The sequence below is a fragment of the Novosphingobium sediminicola genome, from assembly GCF_014196525.1.
Classification (GTDB): domain Bacteria; phylum Pseudomonadota; class Alphaproteobacteria; order Sphingomonadales; family Sphingomonadaceae; genus Novosphingobium; species Novosphingobium sediminicola.
This window is the reverse complement of the sequence record NZ_JACIDX010000002.1, coordinates 394,689-407,231: the sequence shown is the minus strand read 5'-3', so window position 1 is coordinate 407,231 and position 12,543 is coordinate 394,689. Positions and strand designations below refer to the sequence as shown.

At 61.9% G+C, this 12,543-nt stretch carries 10 protein-coding genes and 1 pseudogene; 3 read left to right on the top strand and 8 right to left on the bottom strand.

Annotation, left to right across the window (positions count from 1 at the left end):
* The 3 genes and pseudogenes from GGR38_RS24095 to GGR38_RS04250 form a co-directional block, all read right to left on the bottom strand.
* Positions 1-140: pseudogene (locus GGR38_RS24095) on the bottom strand (5-dehydro-4-deoxy-D-glucuronate isomerase); the annotation flags it as partial.
* Between the two features lie 28 nt (positions 141-168).
* Positions 169-876, bottom strand: coding sequence for a FadR/GntR family transcriptional regulator (locus tag GGR38_RS04255; RefSeq protein WP_183622984.1), 708 nt, complete (start codon positions 874-876; stop codon positions 169-171).
* Between the two features lie 126 nt (positions 877-1,002).
* Positions 1,003-2,082, bottom strand: coding sequence for an alcohol dehydrogenase catalytic domain-containing protein (locus GGR38_RS04250; protein WP_183622982.1), 1,080 nt, complete (start codon positions 2,080-2,082; stop codon positions 1,003-1,005).
* A 215-nt stretch (positions 2,083-2,297) separates the two neighbouring features.
* On the opposite strand from GGR38_RS04250, the gene GGR38_RS04245 reads away from it, so the two are divergent.
* The 3 genes from GGR38_RS04245 to GGR38_RS04235 all read left to right on the top strand — a co-directional run bounded on the left by GGR38_RS04245 (position 2,298) and on the right by GGR38_RS04235 (position 7,353).
* Positions 2,298-4,658, top strand: coding sequence for a TonB-dependent receptor (locus GGR38_RS04245; protein WP_183622980.1), 2,361 nt, complete (start codon positions 2,298-2,300; stop codon positions 4,656-4,658).
* 113 nt (positions 4,659-4,771) lie between these two features.
* The gene (gene bglB / locus GGR38_RS04240; protein WP_183622978.1) at positions 4,772-5,881 is read left to right on the top strand and encodes a beta-galactosidase BglB; all 1,110 of its coding nucleotides are present in this window, start codon (positions 4,772-4,774) and stop codon (positions 5,879-5,881) included.
* Positions 5,881-7,353: an MFS transporter gene (locus GGR38_RS04235; protein WP_183622963.1), complete on the top strand. Its 1,473-nt coding sequence runs from the start codon at positions 5,881-5,883 to the stop codon at positions 7,351-7,353. The genes bglB and GGR38_RS04235 overlap by 1 nt, the downstream gene beginning before the upstream one ends.
* 98 nt (positions 7,354-7,451) lie before the next feature.
* Here the strand turns inward: GGR38_RS04235 and GGR38_RS04230 are convergent, their stop codons facing one another.
* From GGR38_RS04230 to GGR38_RS04210, 5 genes are all read right to left on the bottom strand, one after another.
* Positions 7,452-8,642: a multidrug effflux MFS transporter gene (locus GGR38_RS04230; protein WP_183622961.1), complete on the bottom strand. Its 1,191-nt coding sequence runs from the start codon at positions 8,640-8,642 to the stop codon at positions 7,452-7,454.
* 72 nt (positions 8,643-8,714) lie between these two features.
* Positions 8,715-9,689 (bottom strand): sugar phosphate isomerase/epimerase family protein, encoded by a 975-nt coding sequence (locus GGR38_RS04225; RefSeq protein ID WP_183622959.1) that lies wholly within the window; start codon positions 9,687-9,689, stop codon positions 8,715-8,717.
* A 27-nt stretch (positions 9,690-9,716) separates the two neighbouring features.
* The gene (locus GGR38_RS04220; RefSeq protein WP_183622957.1) at positions 9,717-10,655 is read right to left on the bottom strand and encodes a D-ribose ABC transporter substrate-binding protein; all 939 of its coding nucleotides are present in this window, start codon (positions 10,653-10,655) and stop codon (positions 9,717-9,719) included.
* The gene (locus GGR38_RS04215) at positions 10,652-11,506 is read right to left on the bottom strand and encodes a DeoR/GlpR family DNA-binding transcription regulator (RefSeq protein WP_183622955.1); all 855 of its coding nucleotides are present in this window, start codon (positions 11,504-11,506) and stop codon (positions 10,652-10,654) included. Before GGR38_RS04215 ends, GGR38_RS04220 begins: the two co-directional genes overlap by 4 nt.
* 5 nt (positions 11,507-11,511) lie before the next feature.
* Positions 11,512-12,528, bottom strand: a complete 1,017-nt coding sequence (locus GGR38_RS04210; RefSeq protein WP_183622953.1) for an ABC transporter permease — start codon at positions 12,526-12,528, stop codon at positions 11,512-11,514.
* Positions 12,529-12,543: the final 15 nt, after the last annotated feature.

Here is a 12,543-nt window from a genome sequence, read left to right as displayed (position 1 = left end):
AACCGCTCATTATGCGAGTAGTTCAGGTTCACCTGACCCTCAACAAACATCCCCCCGACCAGATAGCGGTCGCGCAGTTCATCATTCGATACGCATTCCATCATGTCAGGATGCGTCGCGTGGTAGGTCTTACTAAACATGGGAGAGGCCCTCTCAGGAAAAGAATTATTATTTTTCAGGCTGACGCCGGGCGATGAACTCTTCGAGCAGGCGCCGCGCATTCTCCAGATGCTGGCGCGCGCAATTGCGCGCCGCTTCGCAATCCTTGCGCTCGATGGCGTCGATCAACGCGACATGCTCGGCATCGACCTGCTTGTGATAGGCGGCCAGCGCGGCCCCATCCAGATCGGTCACCAGATTGCGGCGCGGCACCATGCGCAATTCGAGAAATTCGATGAAGCGCACGAAATACTGGTTGCCCGAAGCCTTGGCGATCAGCGCATGAAGCGCCTCGTCGGCTTCGGTGGTCGATTGACCGGCGGCGAATTCGCGGCCGATCTGTTCGACGCAGGCGCGCATGGCCACCACGTCCTCATCGCTGCGGCGCAGCGCGGCAAGGCCCGCCATTTCGACCTCAACCGCTTGACGCAGTTCGAGAAAACGGATGACCTCGACCAGATCTTCGAGTTCGGTATGCGTCACCTGAAACGCCATGGGCGGCGGCATCGTGATGAACACGCCAAGCCCCTGCTTGGGTTCAAGAAACCCCTCCGCCGTCAATCGGGCGATGGCCTCGCGCACGACCGTGCGGCTGACGCCATAGGTGTTGACCAGATCCTTTTCCGTGGGGATCTGATCGCCCGGCACCAGCGCGCCCGCACCGATCCGCGTGCGCAATTCATCGACCAGTTCGGCCGCCAGAGTACGTCTGGCCAAAGGCTTTGCTTGCATCCCGAAACCCTATTCCTTGGGGGCATTGAACGTTTCGGCGCGATGGCCGAGAGCATCTTCTTAGATCATCACATAACGGGTTGTCATCCCGCCAGACCGCTGCGTCTTGCGTCAGTCGGATGGGATCAGAATGACCTTTACCGAATCCGGCGAGAGAGCCATGGCCAGCGCCTCATCCCATTGTTCGAGGGCGTAGCGGTGGGTGACGATGCCATCGGATGTCACCAGCCCGCGCGAGAGCAGGTCGATGGCGATGGGATAGCAATAGGGGCCAAGATGCGCCCCGCGCACGTCCAGTTCCTTGCGGTCGCCGATGATTGACCAATCCACCGTGGTCTCCTCGCCAAACACCGAAAATTCGACGAAGCGGCCCAGCTTGCGGATCATCTGCAAACCCTGACGCACGCCGACCGGGGCGCCGGTGGTTTCGATATAGACATCGCAGCCATAGCCATCGGTCAGGCCCATCACCTGCTGGATGGCATCGCCATCACGCGGGTCGATCGCCACATCGGCGCCATAGCGCAGCGCCAGATCCCGCCGCGCGGGCAGGGGATCGACCACCACCAGTTTCTTGGGCGTTTTCAACCGCGCCACCTGCGTCATCAACAGGCCCAGCGGCCCCGCGCCTGCAATCACCACCGTATCGGCCAACTCAATTGTGCCGCGATTGACGGTATGGATCGCACAGGCCAGCGGCTCGATGATCGCGCAGGCTTCGAGCGGCAAGTCCTGCGGGATCTTATGCACCCGCGCGGTGGAGGCCAGACGCATGAATTGCGCCATGCCGCCATCGGTAAAGCCCTTTTGGAAGCCGTAGATATAGTGGCGCTCGCACATCCAATACGAGCCTGAGGTGCAATAGCGACAGCGGTTGCAGGGTAGGATCTGTTCGGCGATCACCTTGTCGCCCAGCGCCACGCCGAAATGCTCGCCCGCGCCTTCGCCCAGTTCGTGGACATAGCCGAAGAATTCATGGCCGGGAATGACCGGGGTTTTGACATAGGGGCCGTCGGGCCCTTCCCAGAACATCGAGGCGCCCTGCCAGCATTTGCAATCCGAGGCGCAGATGCCGCAGGCGCCGATGCGGATCACGATCTCATGGGGACCGGCCTTGGGCATGGCGGCCCGTTCCACGCGGTAATCGCGCGGGCCGTGACACATCACGGCGGTCATCTCCTGCAACTTCATGGTGCCTTTCACCCTCTCTGCGGTGCCGGTCGGAATCATCTCGCCGGCGATGTCACTTGTGATATTGACATGGTTGTATGATGTCAAATAATACGTCAACCGAACAACGTACCAATGCATCTCCGGACAGGGAGGGCAGTGCTTGCACACCGGGGGTTCTGTTCAGGCCGACAAAGATCGGTCGAAGCCGAGCCAGATGATGAGAGGATAAATTGATGAAAACACGCCTGATTTCCCGCGTCTCCGCGCTGTTGGCCACCAGCTGCATCGCCGCCATCGGTTGCGCCGCCCATGCGCAAAGCGCCACGCCCCAGCCCGATGCGAATGCTGGTATCGCCGATATTGTGGTTACCGCGACTCGCCGCGCCGAGCGTTTGCAGGATGTGCCGGTCTCGGTGACCGCCGTGACCAAGGACGCCGTGACCCGCCAGAACGTGCGCGATCTGGGCGATCTGCCCAAGCTGGTGCCGGGACTGACGCTGAATTACGGTACCCAGCCGGGCAATTTCAGCATCAACCTGCGCGGCATCGGCACGCTGACCAACGGCATCGCGGTGGAATCAGACGTGGCCGTGGTGATTGACGATGTGCCTGCCGGTTTTCAGGCCGCCGCCTTCAAGGATCTGGTCGATATCGAGCGGGTCGAGGCGCTGAAAGGCCCGCAAAGCACGCTGTTCGGCAAGAGCGCGATTTCGGGCGTGCTCAACATCGTCACGCAGGCGCCCACCGATCATCTGACCGGCCATGTGACGGCTCTTGTGACCGACGATCATGAATGGCGCGTGGGCGGCACGGTGTCCGGCCCGCTCAGCGATACGGTCAAGGCGCGCATCACCGCTTCGTATAATTCGTGGGACGGCAATGTCGACAATCTGACCACCGGCCAGAAGATGAACGGCAGCAAGGGCCTGACCATCACCGGCAAGATGCTGTGGGAGCCCACCAGCAATCTGTCGATCAGCCTTGCCCCGCGTTATAACCATTCGGACATCAATTGCTGCGTCACGCCGATCAACAAGCTGACCACGGGCCTGTATTATCAGGGCATTACCCAATTGCCCGCCTCCACCGTGCTGGCCGGGATCAATTATAACGATCCGTATAACAGCAAGGTGCGCAACGATATCCGCGCGGGCGGCGATGCTTTCAGCTGGGGCGGTACGCTGCGCGCCAGCTATAATATCGACGGCGGCCTGCTGCCCGGCGCGACGGTCACCTATATCGGTTCGTATGACCATTATGTGATGCGCGATTATCAGGATGTGGACGCCACCGATTCCCACTTCCTGCTCTATTATCCGGTGGTGACGCCCTCTGGCATCGATTCCGGGGCGGCGCTCTATGGCCAGTTCCGCGTGCGTTCGACCACGCAGGAATTGCGCGTGACCTCACCCAGCGGTCCGTTCCGCTATGTCTTTGGCCTGTGGTATGCGCATAATGACCTGTACCGCGATCTGGATCGCGGCCCGGTGCTGCAACGGGTGCATTATACGGCCACCTCGAACAACACGAACTATTCGTTCTACACCGATCTGGCGCTCGACGTTTCGCCCAAGTTCACGCTGGTGGGCGGTTTCCGTCTCAATCGCCAGACGATCAACTATGATTATCAGAACTTTACCGCCGCCACCCCGTTCCACCTGAACGGCGGCGCATCGCACAATGCGATCACCGGCAAGATGGGCGTGCAATATCGCATCACCCCCAACAACATGGTCTATGCCACCTATTCGACCGGCTATAAGGGGCAGGCCTATGACCTTTCCAGCGTGTTCAACGCCACGATCGCGGCTCAGCAGCCGGTCAGCCCGGAGACCGCGCATAATTACGAAATCGGCTTCAAGAACAGCTTCTTTGACCGCAAACTGACGCTGAACACCGCGCTGTTCTGGACCGATTACTTCGGTTTCCAGACCTCCTCGATCACCGTCCTGCCCAATGGTTTCCCGCTGGCCTATCTGCAATCGGTCGGCCATCTGCGCACCCGCGGCGCCGAGGTCGAATTCAACGCCCGCCCGACCAGCCGGTTCAGCATCAACGGTTCGGCCGCCTATACCGATGCCAAGATCCTCGATTACCCCGCCGGCCCCTGCTATCCGGGGCAGGCAACGGTCACCTTGTCGAGCAACAGCGCCGTGCCCGCGCCGGGTCAGTGCGGGGTTCTGCCCTCGGGCAGCTCAATCCAGAATCTGTCGGGCGCGCGGCTCAACAATGCGCCGGTGTTCAAATTCAACCTCGGCGCCCTGTACGAATTGCCCATTGGCGAGGCGCGCAAGGCCAGCCTGTCGGTCAATTATCGCTGGCAGGATGACGTCAACTATTTGCTCAACACCAATCCGACCACGGTCCAGCCTGCCTATGGCATTGTCGATGCCTCGCTGGGGCTCAGCCTGGCCGGTGGCAAGTATAAGTTCTCGGCGTTCGTCAACAACTTGTTCAACAAGCACTATGCCGTCAATCTCTATGACTCGGCCTCGGGCTTCAGCGCGCCGGGCGTGACCGCGCGCGGCACGATGTGGCAACCGGCGCGCGATGCGTGGCGCTATGTCGGCGTCCGTTTCGACGCCAGTTTCTGATTTTAAGCCCGCGCCGGGGGCAAGCGATGCCCCTTGGCGCGGGCCATAGTCTGTGTTCTGTTTTGAATCCGGCCTTTCCCGGCACAAAGAACAATCTGGAGTGGTTGCCCCCCATGGTTTCGAAAGCCCAAATCTCGCGCGCGCAAATCCTCGAACTGACCGACCGGCTTGCCGACAATCTGGTCAATATCAAGGATGAGAGCGGCGAATTCCTGATCCATCTGGACGATGGCCGCGTGATCGACGCCAAGGGGTGGAACGATTGGGAATGGACCCATGGCGTCGCCCTGTTCGGCCTCTATCGCCTGTATGAACAGACCGGCGATCAGGCGACGCTGACCATCCTGCTCGACTGGTTCAAAAACCGCTTTGCCGCCGGGGCGCCGCCCAAGAATATCAACACGATGGCCCCGATGCTGACGCTGGCCTATCTGTATGAGCAGACCGGCGATATCACCTATCTGCCCTATCTGGAAAGCTGGGCCGATTATCTGATGTCGCCCGAGGGCCTGCCCCGCACCGAGGAGGGCGGTTTTCAGCATATCGTGATGGAGCGCGAAAACCCGCAGGAATTGTGGGACGATACGCTGATGATGTCGGTCCTGCCGCTGGCCAAGATCGGGCGCCTGTTGAACCGCCCGCATTATGTCGAGGAGACCAAGCGGCAATTCCTTATCCATATCAAATATCTGGCCGACCGTCAGACCGGCCTGTGGTATCACGGCTGGACCTTCCTTGGCCGCCATCATTTCGCCAATGCGCTCTGGGCGCGGGGCAATTGCTGGGTTACGATCGCCATTCCCGAAATCATCGAAATGCTTGACCTGTCGCCTGAAGATGCGGTGCGCGGCTTTCTCATCAATGCGCTTGAGGCGCAGGTCAAAACCCTGGCGCAAACGCAGGATGAGAGCGGATTGTGGCACACGCTGGTGATGGACCCGACCTCTTACCTTGAGGCATCGGCCACGGCCGGTTTTGCCTATGGTATTTTGAAAGCGGTGCGCAAAGGCTATCTGCCTTCGTCCTATCGCGAATGCGGCCTGCGCGCGGTGGCGGGGATCATCGCCCAAATCGACGAGCGGGGCGAGTTGAAGCAGACCAGTTTCGGCACGCCGATGGGCCATGATCTGCAATTTTATAAGGATATTCCGCTGACCTCGATGCCCTATGGGCAGAGCCTTGCGATCTGCGCGCTGGGCGAATTGTTGCGGACGACGATCTGATGCGCGCGTCCTCCCATACCCGCCCGGTCCGGCTGATCAATTTCATCGCCTATGGCTCGAATGACGTGCTGGGCGCGGGATCGATGGCGATTCTGGCGGGCTGGGTGCTGTTCTTCTACACCCGCTTTTGCGGGCTGACCCCGGCGCAGGCGACGATCATCTTTGGCGTGGCGCGGGTGATCGACGCTTTTCTTTCGCCCATCATCGGCAACCTTTCGGATCATTTCGACCGCACGCGCATCGGGCAAAGGCTGGGGCGGCGGCGGGTGTTCATTCTGGCCGCGATCCCCCTGCTGCCCAGCTTTGCGTTGATCTGGGTGCCGGGCCAGAATTTCCTCTATTACCTGCTGACCTATGTGCTGTTCGAAATGGTTTATGCCGTGGAGATCATCCCCTATGAGACGCTGGCCTCGGAAATGTCGCCCGATTATGCCACGCGGGCGAAATTCGCGGGCGCGCGCATCATCTTTGGCCAATCGGCGGCGATCATGGCGGGCTATATGCCGCTCTGGCTGATCGGATGGCTGGGGCGGGACAGCGCGGACACGTTCCTGTGGATGGGCTGCATCTTCGCCGTCCTGTTCATGCTGACCGCCGGTTTCCTCTATGCCTTCAGTTGGGAGCGCCAGCGTCCGGTGCCGCAGGAACCCGCAACCGGCGGCAATCCGATCCGCACGCTCTATCGCGAATTGTTCGCCACGCTGCGGGTGCGCGCGTTCCGGATGCATCTGGGCATGTATCTGGGCGGCTATATCTCGCAGGACATCTTCAACGCCGCCTTCATCTTCTTCGTCGTCTTTGCGCTGGGCGGCACCGTCTCGCTGGCCTCGATGCTGATGGGCAGCCTCTATTTCAGCCAGTTGATCGCGGTGATCGCGGCCATCCAGTTTACGCTGCGCAGCACACCTGCGCTGGTTTATCGCTATGGCGCGGTGCTGTTTGCGGGCGGATTGGCGCTGTTGCTGGGGGCGTGGTGGTTTGGCATCGGGGGCGGGGCGCTGTTTGTCTGGGGGGCGGTGGCGTTGGCGGGATTGGGGCGCGGCACGCTCAATTATGTGCCTTGGGCGGTCTATAATTACATGCCCGATGTCGATGAAATCATGACCGGCCAGCGGCGCGAGGGCAGCTTTGCCGGGGTGATGACCTTTGTGCGCAAGGCCACGCAAGCGGTGGCCGTGGGCAGCGTGGGCCTTGTCATGCAATATTCCGGCTTTGACCCCAAGGCGAGCATCCAGACCGCCCATGCCACGCAGGCGCTGGTGGCGATCTTTGCCTGCGGCACGGTGACGATCCTGCTGGCCGGATTTGTCATCTCGCTGCGGTTTCGCCTGAACCAGCGGACCCATGCCATGCTGATGGCCGAAATCGAGCATCTGCGCGCGGGGCACGATCAACCGATCTCGCCCGCCTCAAAGATCGTGGTCGAGGATCTGACGGGTGTGGCCTATCATCGCCTGTGGGGGCGGGCGTAATCTGATTGTCGGCGCCATGGGGTTTTGATGGCTCTCTCCATGGCGCAGACAGGATCTGGCCCGCAGCCGACAACCCACCGGGCTGCGGGCCAGATCTATCAGCGGCGCCCCAGCACGCGCAGAGCAATCGCGGCCAGCACATAGGCGGCAAAGATCACCATCGCCATGGGTCGCGCCGTGCCATCATGAAACGCCCCGGCGATGGCCGCGCCCAGCGCCCCGCCGCCAAATTGCATAAAGCCCACCAGCGCCGAGATCGACCCGGCCCTTTGCGGGTCGCGGGCCAGCGCGCCCGCAATCGCATTGGCCTGGGTAAAGCCGATCATCGCCACCATGAAGAACAGCGGCACAGTGATCCCCAGCAGCCCGCCAAACCCGGTGACCGCATCGGTCAGCAGCACCGCCGAGGCCATCATGCTGCCCAGATTGGCCCAGCGCAGGATCGTATCATAGCTGATCCGCGTCAGCAGGCGGCGGTTGATCCAGTTGGTGGTCACCAGCCCCAGTCCGTTGGTGGCGATCACCCAGCCATAGGTTTGCGGCGAGAGGTGAAAGCCGGTGACCAGCACATCGGGCGAAATCGCCAGATAGGTCAGCAGGCCCATATGAGAAAAACCGGCGGTCAGCGCATAGGCCATCACCTGCGCCTCGCCCAGCACGGCGCGATAGGCGGCAAAGGGGGATTCGCTGCGCGCCTGCGCGGCGGTCTGCTCCGAGCGGGTTTCGGGCAGGCCGAAGAACGTGGCCACCGCCACCGCCGCGCCAAACAGCGTGAGCAGCCAGAAAATCGCCCGCCATGACGCAACCAGCAGCACCCAGCTGCCGATCAGCGGAGCGATGATGGGCGCGATGCTCATCACCAGCAGGAGGAGGGAGAAGACCTGCGCGCTTTCCTGCGGGGTGAAGCGATCACGCACCGAGGCGCGCGACACCACCAGCCCTGCGCAGCCGCCAAAGGCCTGAACGAAGCGCGCGGCGATCAGCACCGGGATCGAAGGCGCCAGCGCCGCGCAGGCCCCCGCGCCTACATACAGCACCAGCCCGCCCAGCAAGGGCGTCCGCCGCCCGATCCGATCCGACAGTGGTCCATGCACCAATTGCCCGAAACACAGGCCCGCAAAGAAGGAGGCGACCGTCAGCGAGGCCTGCGCCGCATGGCCCCCCAGATCGCGCGCCATCACCGGCAGCGCGGGCAGATACATGTCGATGGAAAGCGGGGCAAAGGCGCTGAGGCCGGCCAGCACCAGCAGCAGGCCAAAGGGAATATGCACAGATTTGGCCGCAGTCATGGCGTTCTTTCGTAAAAGCAATGCAGGCGCGGCCAACGCCGCGCCCGCATCCTTGCCACAGGGCCGAGGGCTTTAGAAGCCGAACAGCGCCTGCCGGGCAATCTTCTGTGCGCCCATCGCATCCTGACGGTTTTGCGCGGCCGCAAGCGCGTCCCAATCGAGCCGGTCAAGCGATGCGTCGATATGCTTGAGGAAATCGATGGCCATATCGGCTGCCTCTACGCAATCCTCGCGGAAGGGGAACTGGTCGAGCTGCCACACGCCTTCCCAGTTGTTCTTGCGCAAAGTGTAGAAGAATTCGAACAATTCGATCGGGTGGACGGTGCCCGCCACCATATCGTCGTCCCAGGCGCGCAGATTGTCATTCACGTCCATGCCGAACAGGCGGCCATGGTCGATGGCCAATTGCGCCGAATCCGCCGGGCTTTCCCCGCCGAACAGCGCATGGCCGAAATCGAGCAGCACGCCCACATTGGGCACGCCCATCGCCTCGATCCCCAGCAGCGTGCGCGCCATCGAGCCATAGCTCATATGCACGCGCGGCTCGCGCGGCTTATATTCGATGACGAATTTGAGGTCCGGGTTCTGGCTGGCCAGTTCGCCGATGCCCTCGATGGAATGGCGCCACAATTGCTTGTGATCGACCTGAAACGGATAGTCCCAACCGTCCTGACCCGGCCACAGTTTCACATAGGAGGCGCCAAAGCGGCGCACCAGATTGGCCGCATCGTTGCACACTTCATTGGCGCGGCGGCGGATGCCTGCGTCGGGGTTCGTAAAGGCGCCCTTGGAAAATTCGCGGTTATAGATTTCGGGCGTGATGCCGATCACGGACAGGTTGTTGCGCTTGAGCGCGACTTCGACCTCATCGACCGAGACATCCGCGCTCCACGGCGCGTTGATGTCCACCACCGAGAGATCGCGCACCTTTCCGGCCAGATCGATCATCTCGATCAGCGACTTGGCCGGGCCATAGCCATCGGTGGCATAGCGGTCGACATAGGTGGCAAAGTGCCAGATACCGGCACCGAAGGTCAGCTTGCTCATCAGGAATCCTCGTTTGGATGGAATGGGTTATTTCAGCGCGAAATTGCTGAGCCGCGCGGCATTGGCGCGTGTGATCAGCAGGCAGTCCATAATCAGCTTCTCGGCCTGTCCGGTCTTGCCCTCGCGCAGATATTTGTCGGCTAGTTCGACCGCATATTGCGCCTGACGCCATGCCGGTTGCAGCACGGTCGCCGCCGCCTTGCCGCCGGAAATCGCATCGCGCACATCGTTCGATCCGTCAAAGCCCACCACCGCGACATCGCCGCGCCCCGCGCCCTGTAAGGCGGCAATCGCGCCCATCGCCATCGTGTCATTGCCCGCGATCACGCCCTTGATTTCGGGGTGCGCCTGAAGGATCGACTGGACCTTGGTAAAGGCCTCGGACTGGCTCCAGTTGGCGCTTTGCCGCGCGGTCATGCGCAGGTCGGGATATTGGTCCAGCACCTCGTGAAAGCCCTTGGAGCGGATTGCGGCATTAGTGTCCGATTCCTTGCCGACCAGCTCGACATAGGGGCCTTTTTCCCCCATCGCCTGCGCAAAAGCCTGCGCGCCCAGCATCGCGCCCTGATAATTGTTCGACACGATCTGCGCCGTGGCGATGCCGCGCGCGGCAATCTCGCGGTCGATCAGGAAGACCGGGATGCCCGAATTGCGCGCCTTCTGCACCGCCGCCACGCTCGATTGCGCGCCCGCATTGTCCAGAATGATGGCCGAGGCGTTGCGGGCAATGGCGGTGTCGATCAATTCGCTCTGCTTGAACGCATCATCGCCATGGGAGAATTTCAGCGTCTGATAACCCAGTTCACGCGCCTTGGCCTCGGCCCCTGCGGCCTCCTGCCCAAAGAAGGGATTGTCGAGCGAGGGGGTGATGATGACCATCAGCCGGGCCTGTTTGGCATCATGCCCGCATCCGGCCAGCGCGACAAGCGCCAGCGCCATCAATCCCATCTCGCGCAACCGTTTCATGCAATGATGACCTCTATTCCCATGTGTTCAAAGCGGGCCTTGTCGGCGTCCGAAATCCCGCTGTCGGTGATCACGGCGTGGATCATGGTGACCGGCCCGACCGATGAAAACGAACGCCGCCCGATCTTGGTGGAATCGACCAGCAGATAGACCTTCTCCGCGCTGGCGATCATCGCCCGCTTGATCGGAATATCGCCCAGCGAGGGGATGCTCATGCCCTCTTCGATGGAAACGGCGGCGGCGGCCAGAAACAGGCGGCGCACGAACAATCCGGCAAAGAATTCCGCCGATCCCTCGCCGCTGACCGAGAGGGTGGGGGCCTTGAACTGGCCGCCGGGCATATGCACGGTGATCGAGGGCTGGGCGCCCAGCATCAGCGCGATGTTGAGGCCATTGGTGATGACCGTCAGATCGCGCCGTTCCAGCAGATGGGCGGCCACCTGCGTGGTGGTCGAGCCGGAATCGAGCGTGATCGTCTCGCCATCTTCGACCAGCGCTGCCGCCGCCGCGCCTATGCGGCTTTTCGCGTCCATATTCTCGTGATGCTGCAAAGCCATGGATCGGACCTGCTGTTGCACGGATTTGAGGAAAGCGCCGCCATGGACGCGCTCGATATGCCCGTCGGCCTCAAGCCGTTCGAGATCCTGCCGGATGGTCACTTCCGACACGCCAAAGGCCTTGGATAATTCGCGCACGCGGGCGCTGCCTTCTTCGCGGATCCATTCCATGATCTCGGCGCGGCGGCCTTCGGCAAAGCGGGCCGTGCCGCCTTCGGACCGGCGCAGCGTGCCGCGCGGTTCGTCCTGATTGCCCGCCGCTATCTTCTTCGTCGCGCCCTTTTCGTTCGCCATAATCGTCAACCAAGCCTTTCCTGCAGACGGTCAAGAACCACCGCCGTCACAATGACGCCGCCTTTGATAACCATCTGCCAGAATTCGCTGATCCCCACCATGACCATTCCATCGCCCAGCACGCCGATGACGCAGGCCCCAATCAGCGTGCCGACAATCGTGCCGCGCCCGCCTGTCAGCGAGGCCCCGCCCAGCACGACTGCGGCAATGCCGTTCAGCTCAAAACTCTCGCCCGAGGCCGGATGCGCCGCCACCAGATCCGAGGCGATCAGCACGCCCACCAGCGCCGCCATGGCCCCGGAAATCGCATAGACCGCATATTTTACCCGATCGACCCGCACGCCCGAGAGCAATGCGGCGCGCTCGCTGCCGCCCACGGCATAGACGCGGCGGCCAAAGGTGGTGGAGCCCGCCACAAAGGCCGCCCCTGCCGCAATCACCGCCAGCAGCCAAACCGGCGCCGGAATACCCAGCAACAGCCCCGCGCCGATCCGCGAAAAGCCCTCATTGCCCAGCGCCGGATTGCCGATCAGATTGGGAAAGGTCTCGCCATTCGACATCAGCATGGCGGCGCCGCGCGCCATATACAGCGTGCCCAGCGTTGCGATAAAGGGCGCGACCTGAAAGCGGTTGATGAGCAACCCGTTGAACAGCCCGATGCCCACGCCCACCAGCAGGACCAGTCCCACCACCGCCGGGACCGAGGGATAGACCACCACGCCCAGCGCCGTCAGCGGCAGGCCGTTGATAATCAACGCGCCCGCCACCATCCCGGCCAGCCCCGCAATCGACCCCACCGAAAGGTCGATGCCACCGGTCAGGATCACGAAGGACATGCCGATCGCCAGAATGGCTACGATGGCAATATGTTTGAGCATGATGAGCGCATTGGCCACGGTCAGGAAATTGGGCGCCAGCGCCGCGAAAATGGCGATGACCAGCACCAGCGCCAGCACCGTGCGAAATTTCAGCAGCAGGGCCATCGCATAATCCGAGCCTACTGCCTGACCTGCGCCGTTCATTGTCAATGTCTTACC

Bases quoted from the DNA above. Each gene is read 5' to 3' on its own strand.
- GGR38_RS04225 (WP_183622959.1), bottom strand. From the start codon at position 9,689: ATGAGCAAGCTGACCTTCGGTGCCGGTATCTGGCACTTTGCCACCTAT.
- GGR38_RS04210 (WP_183622953.1), bottom strand. From the start codon at position 12,528: ATGAACGGCGCAGGTCAGGCAGTAGGCTCGGATTATGCGATGGCCCTG.
- GGR38_RS04235 (WP_183622963.1), top strand. From the start codon at position 5,881: ATGCGCGCGTCCTCCCATACCCGCCCGGTCCGGCTGATCAATTTCATC.
- GGR38_RS04220 (WP_183622957.1), bottom strand. From the start codon at position 10,655: ATGAAACGGTTGCGCGAGATGGGATTGATGGCGCTGGCGCTTGTCGCG.
- GGR38_RS04250 (WP_183622982.1), bottom strand. From the start codon at position 2,082: ATGAAGTTGCAGGAGATGACCGCCGTGATGTGTCACGGCCCGCGCGAT.
- GGR38_RS04215 (WP_183622955.1), bottom strand. From the start codon at position 11,506: ATGGCGAACGAAAAGGGCGCGACGAAGAAGATAGCGGCGGGCAATCAG.
- bglB (WP_183622978.1), top strand. From the start codon at position 4,772: ATGGTTTCGAAAGCCCAAATCTCGCGCGCGCAAATCCTCGAACTGACC.
- GGR38_RS04245 (WP_183622980.1), top strand. From the start codon at position 2,298: ATGAAAACACGCCTGATTTCCCGCGTCTCCGCGCTGTTGGCCACCAGC.
- GGR38_RS04230 (WP_183622961.1), bottom strand. From the start codon at position 8,642: ATGACTGCGGCCAAATCTGTGCATATTCCCTTTGGCCTGCTGCTGGTG.